Origin of the sequence: Saccharopolyspora mangrovi (assembly GCF_035320975.1) — a bacterium.
Taxonomy (GTDB): Bacteria; Actinomycetota; Actinomycetes; order Mycobacteriales; family Pseudonocardiaceae; genus Saccharopolyspora; species Saccharopolyspora mangrovi.
The window spans coordinates 96119-110837 of sequence record NZ_JAWLNX010000012.1 but is presented as its reverse complement, the minus strand read 5'-3'; the positions used below and the strand labels follow the sequence as shown (position 1 = coordinate 110837).

Here is a 14719-nt window from a genome sequence, read left to right as displayed (position 1 = left end):
GCCGAACTACGTATCGCGGGCCCGCGACAGGCCCGGAAGACCACCCGTCCGGACGGTCCATAATGGACGGTTTCACAGGGCCGAAAGGAGCTGCCTTGCACGTCGGAGCACCTCTTGTCAAGTCCTGCCCAGGCTCTGACCTGCGATTACGGATGGCTAGGTGGTCGAAGCCCGGTTGCCCTACGTGGTAAAGTGGGGGTAGCGAAAGGGGCAGAGGACACATGGTTTTCAAGGTCGGAGAGACCGTCGTCTACCCGCACCACGGTGCCGCGCTCATCGAAGCAATCGAGACTCGTGTGATCAAGGGCGAGGAGAAGCAGTACCTCGTCCTCAAGGTCGCGCAGGGCGACCTGACGGTGCGCGTTCCCGCGGACAATGCCGAGATCGTCGGCGTTCGGGACGTCGTCGGTCAAGAGGGTCTGGATCGAGTCTTCGACGTGCTGCGGGCCCCGCACACCGAAGAGCCCACGAACTGGTCTCGTCGGTACAAGGCCAACCTGGAGAAACTCGCTTCCGGCGATGTGAACAAGGTGGCCGAAGTGGTGCGCGACCTCTGGCGACGCGAGAAGGATCGTGGCCTGTCCGCAGGCGAGAAGCGAATGCTGGCGAAAGCCCGTCAGATCCTGGTCAGCGAGTTGGCGCTGGCGGAGGGCACTGACGAAGGCAAGGCGGAAACGCTGCTGGACGAAGTCCTCGCCGCCGCGGTTTGATCATCGGAACGGCTCGAGCGTGAGCGTTGTCGCGCTGGTCCCCGCAGCTGGTCGCGGGGTGCGCCTGGGGTTGAGCAGGCCCAAGGCGCTTGTTCCGGTGAAGGGTGAGTCTTTACTGCTGCGCGCGGTCCGGGGCCTGCTGGGCTCGGGCTGCGTGCAGCACGTCGTGGTGGCTTCGCCGCCCGACCAGGTCGAGGTCGTGGCGGCCGAGCTCGCCACGCTGCCGAACGCGCACGTGGTGCCGGGCGGTGCCGAGCGAACCGACTCGGTGCGCCTGGCGCTCGGCGCGGTCGCCGAGGTCGCTCCGGACGCGCACGTCGTGCTGGTGCACGACGCCGCGAGGTGCTTCACCCCGGCGAGCATGATCCGCGACGTCGTGTCCGCGGTGGAGGCGGGTGCGCCCGCCGTGGTCCCGGTGCTGCCCGTGACGGACACGATCAAGAAGGTCGACGAGTTGGGCGTGGTCGTGGAGACCGTCGACCGCGCACCGCTGCGAGCGGTGCAGACCCCCCAGGGCTTCAACATCGACGTGCTGCGGCAGGCCTACGCCTCCGCGGGCGACATCGCCACCGACGACGCCGGGCTGGTCGAGCGCGTCGGCGGCAAGGTGCACGTCGTCGAGGGCCACCCCGACGCCCTGAAGATCACCACCGCCTTCGACCTGGCGGTCGCCGAGGCCGTCCTGGCCGCCGAGGAGAGTTCCCCGAGTGACTGATCGTCTGCCGTTCGTCGGGCAAGGCGTGGACGTGCATCCGGTGCAGGCCGGGCGCGACTGCTGGATGGCCGGGCTGCAGTGGCCGGGTGTGGACGGCTGCGCCGGGCACTCCGACGGCGACGTGGCCTCGCACGCGCTGTGCGACGCGCTGCTGTCGGCCGCTGGCCTGGGTGATCTGGGCGCCGTGTTCGGCACCGGTGATGACCGCTGGGCCGGCGCGCACGGCGCGGAGCTGCTCGAGGAGGTCCGCTCGCGGATCGAGGCCGCGGGCCACGTGATCGGCAACGCGACGGTGCAGGTGATCGGCAACGCGCCGCGCATCGGCAAGCGTCGCGAGGAGGCGCAGCAGGTGCTGTCCAAGGCGGTCGGAGCGCCGGTGTCGGTGTCCGGCACGACGTCCGACGGGCTCGGGCTGACCGGGCGCGGCGAGGGCATCGCGGCGGTGGCGACGGCGTTGGTTTTCCGCTGAGTGACGAGCAGGTACCCGGGTGTGTCGGGTAGTTGGAGTCGGGGAAAACTCAGGGGCCGCGCTCTTCTGATCCGGGGTGCTCGCGCGCGATCCTCGAACCATGATGATCGAGCGGAACCGGTGGGTACGTCGGCTGCTCGTCGTGCAGCCGCTGGTGATGTGGCCGGTGTCGATGGTCCTGTGGTCGCTGGGCGACGAGCTCGACCTCGCGCTGGCGGTCGTGCTGCTGTGGCTGAGCGCCTCGGCCAGCATCGCGGCCATCGTCGTCCCGATGAAGAACGATCCGAACCGCCGATTCCACAATCCGGAATCGCGCGTCCGCTGCGGGCAGTTCGGTGAAACGTGCCCGTGATCGACGTCCCCTTCGTCCGGTCGGTTCCGGCGAGGACCGTCGTCGGGTGAGCTCGCGGCCCGGCGAACGGGGGAAATCCCCGTCCCTGGTCGTGAGCTTGGCCGCATGTTCATGTGGGGTTCGCCGGGCCCGCATACCGTTGCCGGTGTGACTCTCCGAGCGGTGATCTTCGACTTCTCCGGCACGCTGTTCCGGCTGGAGGAGAACCCGTCCTGGTACGCCGACCTCACCGACTCCGGCGGAAGCCCCTTCGACCTCTCGGCGCAGGCCGAGATCATGCGCCGGATGACCGCCCCCACCGGTCAGATCGTCGAGCTCGGCGATGAGTACCTGGAGGCCTGGGAGAAGCGCGACCTCGACCCCGCGCTGCACCGCAAGGTCTACGTCGAGGTGCTGCGCAGCTCCGGGGTTCCGGACCCGCAGGCGGACGGCCTCTACGCCCGGTTGATCGACCCCGATCAGTGGACCCCGTACCCGGACACCGCCGAGGTGCTGCGCAGGCTGTCCGAGCAGGGCGTGAAGGTGGGCGTGATCAGCAACATCGCCTTCGACATCCGCCCGGCCTTCGACCGGCTCGACATCAGCAAGCACGTTGACGAGTTCCTGCTGTCGTACCTCGAAGAGGTGATCAAGCCGGACCCGAAGATCTTCCTGCGGGCCTGCGAGCGCCTCGGCGTCGCGCCGGAGGAGGCGCTGATGGTCGGCGACAGCGAGGAGGCCGACGGCGGCGCGGCCGCTGTCGGGTGCCAGGTCGCGATCGTCGACCCTGCGCCGACCTCGGAGCGCCCGAGGGGCCTGATCGACGCGGTGGGAGACCTGCTGCGCTGAAATCCCGGGCTCCGGATCGCACTTGACGACAACCGGCCTGTCGTGATTGCCCCGAAGTGCTTCCCCGTACCATCGGGGGCGTGAGCCTGCACCTACATGACACAGCGACCCGCACGACGCGCGAGTTCCACCCGCGCTGCGACGGAGTGGCGTCGATCTATGTCTGTGGTGCCACCGTGCAGGGCGTTCCGCACGTCGGCCACGTCCGCAGCGGGCTGAACTTCGACGTGCTGCGGCGCTGGTTGCAGCACTCGGGCTACGACGTGCGCCTGGTGCGCAACGTCACCGACATCGACGACAAGATCCTCACCAAGGCCGCGGAAGCGGGCCGGCCGTGGTGGGAGTGGGCGGCCACGCACGAGCGCGCCTTCGAGTCGGCCTACGACCGGCTGGGCTGCCTGCCGCCGTCGGTGCTGCCGCGCGCGACCGGGCACGTCACGCAGATGATCGACCTGATCCAGCGCCTGATCGACAAGGGCCACGCCTACGCCTCCGGCGGTGACGTCTACTTCGACGTCGCCTCCTACGGCGAGGAGTACGGGCGGCTGTCCGGGCAGCGCCTCGACGAGGTGCAGCAGGGCGAGTCGCTGGCCTCCGGCAAGCGCGACCCCCGCGACTTCACCCTCTGGAAGGGCGCCAAGCCGGGCGAGCCGAGCTGGCCGACGCCGTGGGGGCACGGTCGCCCGGGCTGGCACCTGGAGTGCTCGGCGATGGCGACGTTCTACCTGGGCGGCGAGTTCGACATCCACGGCGGCGGCCTGGACCTGGTGTTCCCGCACCACGAGAACGAGCTGGCGCAGTCCAACGCGGCCGGAGACGGGTTCGCGCAGTACTGGATGCACAACGCGTGGGTCACCATGAGCGGCGAGAAGATGTCGAAGTCGCTCGGCAACGTGCTGTCCATCCCGGCGGTGCTGGAGCGCGCGCGTGCCGTGGAGCTGCGGTACTACCTGGTCACCCCGCACTACCGGTCGACGATCGAGTTCTCCGAAGCCGGTCTGAAGGAAGCGGCTTCGGCGTACGGCCGGATCGAGAACTTCGTCCGCAAGGTCGCCGACCGCACCGGTTCGGTCGAGCCCGGCGAGATCTCCGACGACTTCGCCAAGGCCCTCGACGACGACCTGGGCACGCCCCAGGCCACCGCAGCCGTGCACGCGGCGGTCCGCGAGGGCAACGCGGCGCTGGACCGCGGTGATGACGAGGCGGCCCGCGTCGCCGCCGCGTCGGTGCGCGCGATGACCGGTGTGCTCGGCCTGGACCCGCTGTCGCCGCAGTGGGCGGAGGACAGCGGCAACGCCGCGCACGACGCGCTCGGCGAGGCCGTGCGCCTGGTGCTCGAACAGCGCCAGAAGGCGCGTGCGGAGCGCGACTTCGCCACCGCCGACCTGCTGCGGGACCGGCTGCAGGAGGGCGGGATCGCCGTCGAGGACACCCCCGACGGTCCGACGTGGACATTGAAAGACGGGTAACTCGTGGCCGGCAACGACAAACGCCGCGGCGGCGTGCGCAAGACCAACAAGAAGGGCATGGTCGTCGGTTCCGGCGGGCAGCGACGGCGCGGTCTCAAGGGCAAGGGCCCGACGCCGAAGGCGGAGGACCGCGTCACGCACCCGGCGAAGAAGCGCGCCGACCAGCGCGCCAAGGCCGACCAGCAGCGCGCCAAGCGCCAGACCGCGGCCGAGAACGCGCCTGAGCTGGTCGCCGGGCGCAACCCGGTGGTCGAGTGCGTCCGCGCCGGTGTCCCGGCCAGCGGCATGTACGTCGCGCAGGGCATCGACGTCGACGACCGGGTCACCGAGGCGGTCCGCGAGGCCAAGAACCGGGGCATCCCGGTGGTCGACGTGCCGCGCGTCGAGCTGGACCGGCTGACCAGCAACGCGATGCACCAGGGCCTGGCCCTGCAGGTGCCGCCGTTCGACTACGCCCACCCCGAGGAGGTGCTGACCGCCGCGCAGGACACCGGCCTGCCGCCGCTGATCGTGGCGCTTGACGGCGTCACCGACCCGCGCAACCTGGGCGCGGTGATCCGCTCGGCGGCGGCGTTCGGCGCCCACGGCGTGGTCGTGCCTCAGCGGCGCAGCGCGGGCATCACCGCGGTGGCGTGGCGGACCAGCGCCGGCACGGCGGCGAAGCTACCGGTCGCCAAGGCCGTGAACCTCACGCGCACGCTCAAGGACTACAAGGAAGCCGGGCTGATGGTCGTCGGCCTGGACGCCGACTCCGACATCACCTCCGACGAGCTGGAGCTGGCCACCGGTCCGCTGGTGGTCGTCGTCGGCTCGGAAGGCCGGGGCCTGTCGCGGCTGGTGCGCGAGACCTGCGACCAGACGGTCTCGATCCCGATGGCCACCGGGGTCGAGTCGCTCAACGCCTCGGTCGCGGCCGGTGTGGTGCTCTCCGAGGTCGCCCGGCGCCGTCGGATCCGCTGAGGGTGAGAGCCCGGTCCATTCCGGGCCTGCGGCACGCTGACCTCGGTTAGGCTCCTTCTCCGGTAACCGACCGAGGAGGCGTGGGCCTCCCGTGACCGAGGCCCTTCATGTCGTTCGCTTCACCGCTGTTCCTGTGGTACTTCCTGCCGGCCGTGCTGGCGGTCGTGCTGGTGGCACCCCGCAGCGGGCGCAACGTCGTCATCGCGATCGCGAGCCTGGTGTTCTACGCCAGCGGTGCGGGTGGCACGACGTTGTTGCTGCTGGCGTGCATCGTGGTGAACTTCCTGGCCGGTCGTCGTCTGGAACCGGGCGACGAGTGGCCGGGCCAGCGGGAACGGCGCAAGTGGCTGCTGGTCGGCGTGGTCGCGTTCAACCTGGCGATCCTGCTGGTGTGGAAGTACGCGGGTTTCGCCACCGAGCAGCTGGCGGTGCTGGCGCGCTGGTTCGGCGGCGACTACCCGGTGCTGCAGCTGGCGCTGCCGATCGGGATCTCCTTCTACACCTTCCACCACATCTCCTACGTGGTGGACATCTACCGGGGTGAGCGCCCGGCGCTGCGAGACCCGGTCTCGTTCATCACCTACATCGCGATGTTCCCGCAGCTGGTGGCGGGCCCGATCGTGCGCTACCGGGAGATCGCCGACCAGCTGCCGCAGCGCCGCACGCACCGGCTCGACGACATCGCGGCCGGTTTCCCGCGCTTCGCGTGGGGCCTGACGAAGAAGGTCGTCATCGCCGACACGCTGGCGCCGACGGTCGACGCCTGCTTCGCGACTCCCGCGCACGACATGACGTTCGCGATCGCCTGGCTGGGCGCGATCGGCTACGCGATGCAGCTGTACTTCGACTTCTCCGGCTACTCGGACATGGCCATCGGCCTGGGGCGGATGCTGGGGTTCCGGCTGCCGGAGAACTTCGCGCGGCCCTACTCGTCGGTGACGATCACCGAGTTCTGGCGGCGCTGGCACATGTCGCTGTCGCGCTGGTTCCGCGACTACGTCTATATCCCGCTCGGCGGCAACCGGTCGGGCGCGGTGAAGACCTACCGGAACTTGACGATCATCTTCGTGCTCACCGGCTTCTGGCACGGCGCGGCGTGGACCTACCTGGTGTGGGGGCTGTTCCACGGTGCGCTGCTCGTGCTGGAGCGGCGTTTCGGCTGGTCGGCGGCACCCTCGGACTGGCGCTTCCGGTTGGGGCGGCGGGCCTTGACGATGCTGCTGGTGGTGGTCGGCTGGGTGTTCTTCCGCGCGCCGGACCTGGGCAGCGCCCTGGTGATGCTGGGGCACATGCTGGTACCGGACCTGGCCGGGCTGACCGACATCGTCTCGGCCTCGGTGACCCACCAGCGGCTGTTCTTCCTGCTGGTCGCGCTGGTCGTGGTGCTGCTGCCGGCGGGGTCGGGCACCGGCCCGTTCCTGGAGGCCGTCCGCACCCGCGAGGCCTACGCCCTGCGGGCCGCGGTGCTGACGGCGGGCCTGGGCTACTCGGGCCTGCTGGTCGCCACCGGCACGTTCAGTCCGTTCCTTTATTACCAGTTCTGAGGGCGTGAGCGACGTGAGATCTCCTGAGCTGCCGCCGGTGCACGAGGCGTGGTTGCCGCGGGAACACCCGCTGCACCGGCCGCGGCACGGCCGGCGTCAGCTGGTGGCGTTGATCTGCGCGCTGGCGTTCTTCAGCGCCCCGCTGAGCAGCTGGTTGTTCGGCGCGCGGCCGGAGCAGCTGGAGAACCGCCCGCTGGCCGAATTCCCCAGCATCAGCCGAGGTTTCGGGTTCTTCACCGGGTTGAACGCGTGGGCCACCGATCACCTGCCGTTCCGCAAGGGCGCGGTGCAGGCGGTCAGCGGCATCAGCAGGGGAGTGTTCGGCGAACCGGCCCCGCTGGCCGGTGGTTCGCACAGCTCGCCAGTGGGCGCCGGTCAGGTGGACGCCAAGCCGCCGATCGACGAGAGCGTGTTCCCGCCGGTCATCGAGGGCCGGGACGGCTGGCTGTACCTCGGTCACGACGTGTCCTACCGCTGCGTGCCGACCCGCACCACGGGCGAGATCATCGCCGGGCTGCGCGCCTGGCGGAAGGCCGTCGAGTCGTCGGGCCGGAAGTTCCAGCTGGTCATCGCCCCGGACAAGTCGACCGTGTACCCGGAGCACCTGCCGGAGAACTACCCCGGCGAGGACTGCTCGGTCGCGGCCCGCGAGGAGTTCTGGCGCGAGGTCCCGAAGGCCACCGGCGCGATCGACCTGCGCGGACCGCTGCGGCGGGCCGCCGAGCGCAACGGGCACCCGATCTACCACGACATCGACACGCACTGGACCCACGAGGGCGGCGCGACGATGGTCTACCAGCTGGCCGAACGGCTGTCGCCGGGCATCACCGGCACGTGGAAGATGACGCCGTCGCGGCAGTACCCGCACAGCGCCGACATCCCTGATCTGCTGGGCCAGGAGCGCACGGTCCCGATCCAGGCCTACGCGCTCGCGCCGGACGGGGGAGCGGACAACACGCAGTTCAAGCCCAGCGATTTCCACCAGCCGCTGCACCTGAGGTCGGCGCCCAGACCCGGCATGATCACCGAGCCGGTCCGCGTGGTCGGCGACTCCTTCAGCCAGTTCGCCAGCCCCTACCTCGCGGCGACGCACGCGGACGTCACCATCACCCACCCGGACAACGTCGCCACCAACCCCCAAGGCACGGCGAACCTCCTCGCCGAGGGCGAGGTCATCACCTTCGAGCTCTCGGAGCGCTTCGTAGCGGGAGGCAGGTACCCCCTCCTCGACCCCGCGGTCGCGGCGGAGATCGGCAAGGTCCTCGCCGCCCACCCGATCCGCTGACCCCCTGCGGTGGGAAATTCGAATTTCGCGCGTAATTGGAAACCTCCTGGTCAGGGCCCTGCCTGGAGTTCTCGTCGTGGCTCCGGGCAGGGCTCGGCTCAGCGCCTCACAGGGGTGAAGTCCCTGGCTGCGATGTAGTCCGGGCGCCGGGACTTGGCCGCGTAGGGCTCGACCAGGGTGTTCTCGACGCTGTTGAACACGATGAAGATGTTCGAGCGCGGGTAGGGCGTGATGTTGTTGCCCGATCCGTGCATGCAGTTCGAGTCGAACCACAGCGCCGAGCCCGCCGAGCCGGTGAACTGCTCGATCCCGTGCTCGTAGGCAAGCTTGGTGATGTCGTCCTCCGAGGGGACGCCGGCCTCCTGCTTCTTCAGCGAGGACTTGTAGTTGTCGTCCGGCGTCTCACCCGCGCACGACACGAACGTGCGATGCGCACCCGGCATGATCATCAGACCGCCGTTGAACGGGTAGTTGTCGGTGAGCGCGATCGAGATGCTCACCGCGCGCATGGCCGGCATGCCGTCCTCGGCGTGCCAGGTCTCGAAGTCCGAGTGCCAGTAGAAGCCGGTGCCGCGGTACCCGGGCATGTAGTTGATCCGGCTCTGGTGGACGTAGACGTCCGAGCCCAGGATCTGCCGGGCGCGGTCGAGCACCCGCGGGTCGCGGGCGAGCTCGCCGATCAGCGGGCTGATCCGGTGCACCTCGAAGATCGAGCGGACTTCGTTCGACGAACGCTCAATGATCGTGCGTTCGTCGCTGCGGACCTCCTCATCGCGCGTCAGCCGCTCCAGCTCCTGCCAGTAGGTCTGCACCTCGGCGGGGGACAGCAGCCCCTCGACGACGTGGAAGCCCTTGGCATCGTGAGCGGCCAGCTCCTCGCGCGCGGCCGGGCCGGTGGAACCACCCGGCCAGACGGTCGGGTCGGCCCGATCGAGCAGCGCCGAGTCGGAGCCCCGCGTCGGGTAGCGGTCCGTGGTGCTCAGATCAGCGACGGTCATGGGTTGCGCCTCCTTCGCGAATTCCCGCCGGAGCGAGTCGATGTCTGGTTGACACCGCCCGCCATTTCTCGGTTCCTCGTTGAGAAGCGGCACACGTCGAGTGCCCGCGTTCCCCCGCGTCGACGCGCGGGGAAAACCCTGGTGTGTGAAAGACAGCGCGGCGGGTCCCCCTCGGTCGGGTACCCGCCGCGCGGCGTCGGTTAACTCAGCTGGCGACCTCGTCCTCGACGATCAGCGGGTAAACGCCGTTCTCGTCGTGCACCTCGCGACCGGTGACCGGCGGGTTGAACACGCAGACGGTCTTCATGGTCGTCTTCGGGCGCACCTGGTGCTTGTCGGCGTCGTTGAGCACGTAGATCGAACCCGGCTTGAGCTGGTGGACCTCACCGGTCGCCTTGTTCTCGACTTCGCCCTCACCCTCGGTGATGAACACGGCTTCGATGTGGTTGGCGTACCAGAAGTCGTTCACCGTGCCGGCGTACAGCGTGGTCTCGTGCACCGAGAAGCCCAGCTTTTCCTTGGCGAGGAGAATGCGCTTGCTGCGCCAGTTCTCGGTCTTGATGTCGGCGTCGGTGTCCTCGATCTCCGAGAGGTGCCGGACGATCACGTTTCCTCCAGTGAATCTGTGTTGGTGCACTGCGCGGGCTCGCGCCACACGCAGCTTGCCGCACGACGTGCCCGGGCCGGGAGAGGCGAAGGCCGATCGACGACCTTTTCACCCTCCCGACCCGGGGTTGCGAACGTCAAATCAGGCCACAACGGCACGGACGGAGTCGCGGACGATCTCCAGGCCCTTCTCCAGCTCCTCGTCCGACACCGTCAGCGGCGGCATGATCTTCAGGACCTCGCTGGACGGGCCGGAGGTCTCCATCAGGAGTTTCCGGTCGAACGCGGCCTTGGAGACCTTGCCGGCCACGTTGGTGTCCTCGAAGCCCAGGCCGCGAGCCAGGCCGCGGCCCTTGGCCATCGCGCCACCGTGCTCGGCGGCGATCTCCTCCAGGACCTGGCCGACCCGCTCGCCCTTGGCGATGGTCGACTTCTCCAGCGAGTCGTCGGCCCAGTACTGCCTGAACGCCTCGGTGGCGGTCACGAACGCGGGGTTGTTGCCGCGGAAGGTGCCGTTGTGCTCACCGGGCTCCCACACGTCGTGCTCCGGCTTGATCAGCGTCAGGGCCAGCGGCAGGCCGTAGCCGCCGATGGACTTCGAGAGGCAGACGATGTCGGGCTGGATGCCGGCCTCCTCGAAGGAGAAGAACGGACCGGTCCGGCCGCAGCCCATCTGCACGTCGTCGACGATCATCAGCATGCCGTGCTTCTGGCACAGGTCGTAGAGGCCGCGCAGCCACTCGGGGCGGGACGAGTTGATGCCGCCCTCGCCCTGCAGCGTCTCGACGATGACCGCCGCCGGCTCGTTCAGACCCGAACCGCTGTCCTCGAGCATGCGCTCGAAGTACAGGAAGTCGGGGACCTGGCCGTCGAAGTAGTCGTCGTAGGGCATCGGCGTGGCGTGCACCAGCGGGATGCCGGCGCCACCGCGCTTCATCGAGTTGCCGGTGACCGACAGCGAGCCCAGCGTCATGCCGTGGAAGGCGTTGGTGAAGCTGATCATCGACTCGCGGCCGGTGATCTTGCGCGCCAGCTTCAGCGCCGACTCGACCGAGTTGGTGCCCGTCGGGCCGGGGAACTGGACCTTGTAGTTCAAGCCGCGCGGCTGCAGCACGTGGGAGTGGAAGGTCTCCAGGAACTCGGCCTTGGCCTTGGTGGCCTGGTCGAGACCGTGCGTCACGCCGTCGCGGGCGATGTAGTCGAGCAGCTTCTGCTTCAGCACCGGGTTGTTGTGCCCGTAGTTGAGCGCACCGGCCCCGGCGAAGAAGTCCAGGTAGGCGGCGCCGTCCTCGTCGTAGAGGTAGCTGCCGACCGCCCGGTCGAACGTGGCCGGCCAGGTTCTGCTGTAGCTGCGGACCTCGGACTCATGGGTGGCGAAGATGTCGTTCACGGATCCTCCGTTCCGCCGATGGCGCGCGGGCGCCCGGCGCTTCAGGGACGAACAAGATTGGGTGGCTTGTCTCAGGCGGCGTCGAACGGCCCGATGCGGTACAGGTCTTCCCCCAAGTGCGAGTCGGGGAACAGGTCAGCGGTGAACAACTCGCTGCTGTTGATCTCTGCTGCTCGGTCTCGCGCCAGTGCGCTGAAAAGCTTGATCGATGCGGTGTTGTCCGGTGTGATCGTGGTCTCCAGGAACCGCACGCCGCGCCCCAGCACGCGGTCGACCAGGTGGTTCAGCAGCTTGCCGGCCACGCCACCACCGCGCTGGGAGGCATCGACGGCGATCTGCCACACCACGAGGGTGTCCGGGGCGTCGGGCCGGATGAACCCGGTCACGAAGCCCACGACCGCACCGTCGACACGCGCCACCGCGGAGGTCTGCGAGAAGTCCCGGCACCACAACAAATATGCGTAGGACGAGTTCACATCGAGCACTGCCGAATCGCGGGTGATTCGGTAGAGCTCAGGGCCGTCCGCGACGACCGGAGCGTCGATCTCCAACCGTCCGGCTGAACCGCTTCCGCCATTCCGATCTTTGTGTTTATGGCTCGGTTTATCGCCGGTCATGTTTTGCCAACTTAACAGAACATCCGTAACGCGTCAGGTTCTCACGCCTTTCTTCCGGCACCTACCAGGCGATTCGCAATTTTACACGTGAGAAGCACTACAGAAGCGTTGATTCCCCGTCTCAGCCGGTGCTAGCCCCCATCCTGCGAGATTAGCAGGACAATTTTCAGCCCGCCCTGACCTGCGGAAACGTCGAATTCACGAGTCGTTGATCAGCGTCGGACAGGAAATCTTCCGGTGTTGCAAATACTGCTCGGATCCGGTGAAAAAAGGGAGCGGGCGCACTCGCGGGGCCGGCACGCCCCGGGCGAGTGCGCCCGCTCGGTGGTGGGAGGCCCGTGCCTGCGGCGGGCTCCCGGTGGGAGGTCGATCAGACGCCGGCCAGCCCGGAGATCCAGTCGCGGTACTCGGTGATGTTGGTGTAGGCCGTCGAGCTCGCGCGGTCGCTGGTGGAGGCCACGCCGACCTGCTTGTCACCCGCGAACATCGGGCCGCCGGAGTCGCCGCCGGCCGGGATGCCGTCGCCGCGCGAGGCGCACACGGCCTGGCCGCCGCGGTAGTCCGTGCAGTCGCCGTTCACGCCGGTCACGTTGACGTCGGCGACCTTGAGGATGGGCGCCTGGCACTCGATCTCGGGCTTGTCGGTGCAGGTCGCGCCCCAGCCGTAGGTCTGGACGGTGTCGCCGACCTTGACCGCGCCCGGGTCGCCCAGCGGCGCGTAGGAGGTCTGCACCGCGTGGTCGATCTTGACCAGCGCGATGTCGGCGGTGTCGTGGATGTGCACCTCGCCCGGGATGGCGTTGGCGCGCTCACCCTTGGTCTGGTCGACGTCGCCGATGTTGAAGCTCAGGCCGTTGCCGTCGGCCGCGTCGGCGACGCAGTGCTGAGCGGTCAGGACCCACTCCGGCGCGATGATCGACGCGGTGCAGGTCTCCTGGTCGTCGACGAACAGCCGGGCGGCCCACGGCGCGCTGTCCACCTCGCGGCCGTCGATGATGTACGGCTGGACGTCCTGCGGAGTGGTATCAGCCTGCGCGGGCACCGCCAGCAGGCCGCCGGCGATCACGGCACCGGCGAGTCCGGCGAGATTGCGGACGAGCGACACGTTGGTCTCCTTCGGTTCGCGGATTGGCGAGGACCGAAATCGACCATCACTCCACCGAGTGACGGTGTCCATTGTTTGAGCACTTCTCGCCAATTACTGGGAAATGCGCGGGGCGGCAATTCCCAGTATTTCCCAACGGAATTCGGACTCCGCGGATGTCGCTCGGGCTGGAGATCGGTGCCTCAGGCGGGTTCTCGGCGCAGCTCGCGGTACTCCTTGATCACCATGACGATGATCGCGATGTCCAGGACGGTCAGCAGCGGCAAGACCAGCGAGTGCGTCTGCACGCCCCGGACCAGCTCGAAGAGCACGAACAGCCCCAGCGCGGCGATGGCCACCGGGTACCAGCGGATCTCCTTGCGCAGCAGCGCGACGACCAGGCCGAGCTTGATCAGGCCGTGCACCAGCAGGTAGCCGATCACGAAGGTGCGGGCGCTGCCGTCGGCGAGGTGGTGCAGGGCTTCCTCGAAGTGCCCGGCCAGCGCCCCCGTCGGCGGGCCGAGCAGGTCGCGGGTCACCACGCCGTGCGCGATCCGCGTCAGCGCCGCCGGCGGGAAGAAGATCAGCAGCACGCCGCCGGCCAGCTGCCCCACGGCGTCCAGCCCCTTGATCCAGACGGCCACCCGGAACAACCGATCGGTCAGCGTCACCTCAGCGCCCACACCCACATCATGCGCCCCATCGCCGATGCGGACCCGCGGAGGCGTCGGGCCCCAGCGGCTCGGGGCGGGGAGTCGGGCCGCGCTGTCGCGCCGGGTCAGAGGGTTCGGGTCATGAAGACGCTGTTGGGGTCTTTCCGGTATTCGGCGAAGGGGTCGCAGTAGTCGAAGCCGTGTTTGAGGTAGAGCTTGCGGGCGGGTTCGAAAAACTCGGCGGAGCCCGTTTCCAGGCTCAGCCGCGTGTAGCCCATGAGTTTCGATTCGCCGATGATGTGCGTCAGGAGTTCCGACGCGATTCCGCGATTCTTGTGAGCGGGGTCGGTCCGCATTGATTTGATCTCGGCGTGCTCGAGGTCGATTTCCTTGATCGCCCCGCAGCCGAGCACGGCGTCGCCCTCACGTGCGGTCCAGAACGTAACCCCAGGTCGGCGAAGGGAGCTGAGCTCCAGCGCGTGGGTGCTCCCCGGCGGTGACATCGCCCGCATCTCGCTGATGTGACCCTGCAGGAAAGCCTCGATCTCCGGGCCTGTCAGATCGTCAACGACAATGCGCACCAGCAACCCCACCAGAATTCACGATCGACATCCGCAGCGACGGTATAGGTCGGGGTCGTCCGATGTCCAGCCGCGTCGTCGGAAGTGACCTTCGGCGCATCCGAAAAGGGGCCGTAATCGCAGGTTGTGGGCCCGCCGTTACATTTTTGCTGGTCTCGGGACCAAATTCCACTCGTATGGCTGTGGCGGAGCGGACACAGGCGTACCCGCTCGGTTAAAAGGCCAGGTCAGGTACGCTCGGAGCCGCTGAGGGGACTCGAACCCCTGACCATCCGCTTACAAGGCGGGCGCTCTACCAACTGAGCTACAGCGGCGACGCACGAACGAGGTGTGCGCGAACATCGTAAGCGCCGCGGCGCTCGGATCGGGAAGCGGCCGCGCGTGCGCCCACGACCAGTGATGGAAGCCACAGATGCCGAGTGCAACGGTCCGCTCATGACAGGCGATGCCCGAGGGGA

General features: G+C 68.5%; 16 protein-coding genes and 1 tRNA gene. 9 read left to right on the top strand and 8 right to left on the bottom strand.

Going from position 1 to position 14719, the window contains the following annotated elements; translation table 11 throughout:
- Positions 1–221: 221 nt before the first annotated feature.
- From R4I43_RS18330 to R4I43_RS18290, 9 genes are all read left to right on the top strand, one after another.
- Positions 222–710 carry a CarD family transcriptional regulator gene (locus tag R4I43_RS18330; RefSeq protein WP_132623361.1) on the top strand — a complete coding sequence of 163 codons (489 nt, stop codon included), beginning with the start codon at positions 222–224 and terminating at the stop codon, positions 708–710.
- Positions 711–729: 19 nt separating this feature from the next.
- Positions 730–1425 (top strand): 2-C-methyl-D-erythritol 4-phosphate cytidylyltransferase, encoded by a 696-nt coding sequence (ispD, locus tag R4I43_RS18325; protein ID WP_324266857.1) that lies wholly within the window; start codon positions 730–732, stop codon positions 1423–1425.
- Positions 1418–1894: a 2-C-methyl-D-erythritol 2,4-cyclodiphosphate synthase gene (gene ispF / locus R4I43_RS18320; protein WP_324266856.1), complete on the top strand. Its 477-nt coding sequence runs from the start codon at positions 1418–1420 to the stop codon at positions 1892–1894. Before ispD ends, ispF begins: the two co-directional genes overlap by 8 nt.
- A 100-nt stretch (positions 1895–1994) precedes the next feature.
- On the top strand, positions 1995–2246 hold the full coding sequence (locus R4I43_RS18315) for a hypothetical protein (RefSeq protein WP_324266855.1): 252 nt from the start codon (positions 1995–1997) through the stop codon (positions 2244–2246).
- A 147-nt stretch (positions 2247–2393) separates the two neighbouring features.
- Positions 2394–3074, top strand: a complete 681-nt coding sequence (locus R4I43_RS18310; RefSeq protein WP_324266854.1) for an HAD family hydrolase — start codon at positions 2394–2396, stop codon at positions 3072–3074.
- 80 nt (positions 3075–3154) lie between these two features.
- Positions 3155–4543: a cysteine--tRNA ligase gene (gene cysS, locus R4I43_RS18305; protein WP_324266853.1), complete on the top strand. Its 1389-nt coding sequence runs from the start codon at positions 3155–3157 to the stop codon at positions 4541–4543.
- A gap of 3 nt (positions 4544–4546) precedes the next feature.
- Entirely contained in the window at positions 4547–5503 is a 957-nt protein-coding gene (gene rlmB / locus R4I43_RS18300) for a 23S rRNA (guanosine(2251)-2'-O)-methyltransferase RlmB (RefSeq protein WP_324266852.1), read from the top strand.
- Positions 5504–5610: 107 nt separating this feature from the next.
- Positions 5611–7047, top strand: coding sequence for an MBOAT family O-acyltransferase (locus tag R4I43_RS18295; RefSeq protein WP_324266851.1), 1437 nt, complete (start codon positions 5611–5613; stop codon positions 7045–7047).
- Between the two features lie 4 nt (positions 7048–7051).
- Positions 7052–8332 (top strand): alginate O-acetyltransferase AlgX-related protein, encoded by a 1281-nt coding sequence (locus R4I43_RS18290; RefSeq protein WP_324266850.1) that lies wholly within the window; start codon positions 7052–7054, stop codon positions 8330–8332.
- Positions 8333–8430: 98 nt separating this feature from the next.
- On the opposite strand, the gene thpD is transcribed toward R4I43_RS18290, so the two are convergent.
- The 8 genes from thpD to R4I43_RS18250 all read right to left on the bottom strand — a co-directional run bounded on the left by thpD (position 8431) and on the right by R4I43_RS18250 (position 14575).
- Positions 8431–9330 carry an ectoine hydroxylase gene (thpD, locus tag R4I43_RS18285; RefSeq protein ID WP_324266849.1) on the bottom strand — a complete coding sequence of 300 codons (900 nt, stop codon included), beginning with the start codon at positions 9328–9330 and terminating at the stop codon, positions 8431–8433.
- Positions 9331–9535: 205 nt separating this feature from the next.
- Positions 9536–9937: an ectoine synthase gene (locus R4I43_RS18280; protein WP_324266848.1), complete on the bottom strand. Its 402-nt coding sequence runs from the start codon at positions 9935–9937 to the stop codon at positions 9536–9538.
- A 141-nt stretch (positions 9938–10078) separates the two neighbouring features.
- Positions 10079–11326 (bottom strand): diaminobutyrate--2-oxoglutarate transaminase, encoded by a 1248-nt coding sequence (gene ectB / locus R4I43_RS18275; RefSeq protein WP_324266847.1) that lies wholly within the window; start codon positions 11324–11326, stop codon positions 10079–10081.
- Positions 11327–11397: 71 nt separating this feature from the next.
- Positions 11398–11877 carry a diaminobutyrate acetyltransferase gene (gene ectA, locus R4I43_RS18270; protein WP_324266846.1) on the bottom strand — a complete coding sequence of 160 codons (480 nt, stop codon included), beginning with the start codon at positions 11875–11877 and terminating at the stop codon, positions 11398–11400.
- 436 nt (positions 11878–12313) lie between these two features.
- Positions 12314–13048, bottom strand: coding sequence for a S1 family peptidase (locus tag R4I43_RS18265; RefSeq protein ID WP_324266845.1), 735 nt, complete (start codon positions 13046–13048; stop codon positions 12314–12316).
- A gap of 182 nt (positions 13049–13230) precedes the next feature.
- The gene (locus tag R4I43_RS18260) at positions 13231–13710 is read right to left on the bottom strand and encodes a DUF2127 domain-containing protein (RefSeq protein ID WP_324266844.1); all 480 of its coding nucleotides are present in this window, start codon (positions 13708–13710) and stop codon (positions 13231–13233) included.
- A gap of 95 nt (positions 13711–13805) precedes the next feature.
- Positions 13806–14273, bottom strand: coding sequence for a GNAT family N-acetyltransferase (locus R4I43_RS18255; protein WP_324266843.1), 468 nt, complete (start codon positions 14271–14273; stop codon positions 13806–13808).
- A 229-nt stretch (positions 14274–14502) separates the two neighbouring features.
- Positions 14503–14575, bottom strand: a tRNA-Thr gene (locus tag R4I43_RS18250).
- Between the last annotated feature and the right edge of the window lie 144 nt (positions 14576–14719).

Excerpts from the sequence above, each read along its gene's own strand:
- R4I43_RS18330 (WP_132623361.1), top strand. The coding sequence starts at position 222 with ATGGTTTTCAAGGTCGGAGAGACCGTCGTCTACCCGCACCACGGTGCC.
- R4I43_RS18315 (WP_324266855.1), top strand. The coding sequence starts at position 1,995 with ATGATGATCGAGCGGAACCGGTGGGTACGTCGGCTGCTCGTCGTGCAG.
- R4I43_RS18295 (WP_324266851.1), top strand. The coding sequence starts at position 5,611 with ATGTCGTTCGCTTCACCGCTGTTCCTGTGGTACTTCCTGCCGGCCGTG.
- thpD (WP_324266849.1), bottom strand. The coding sequence starts at position 9,330 with ATGACCGTCGCTGATCTGAGCACCACGGACCGCTACCCGACGCGGGGC.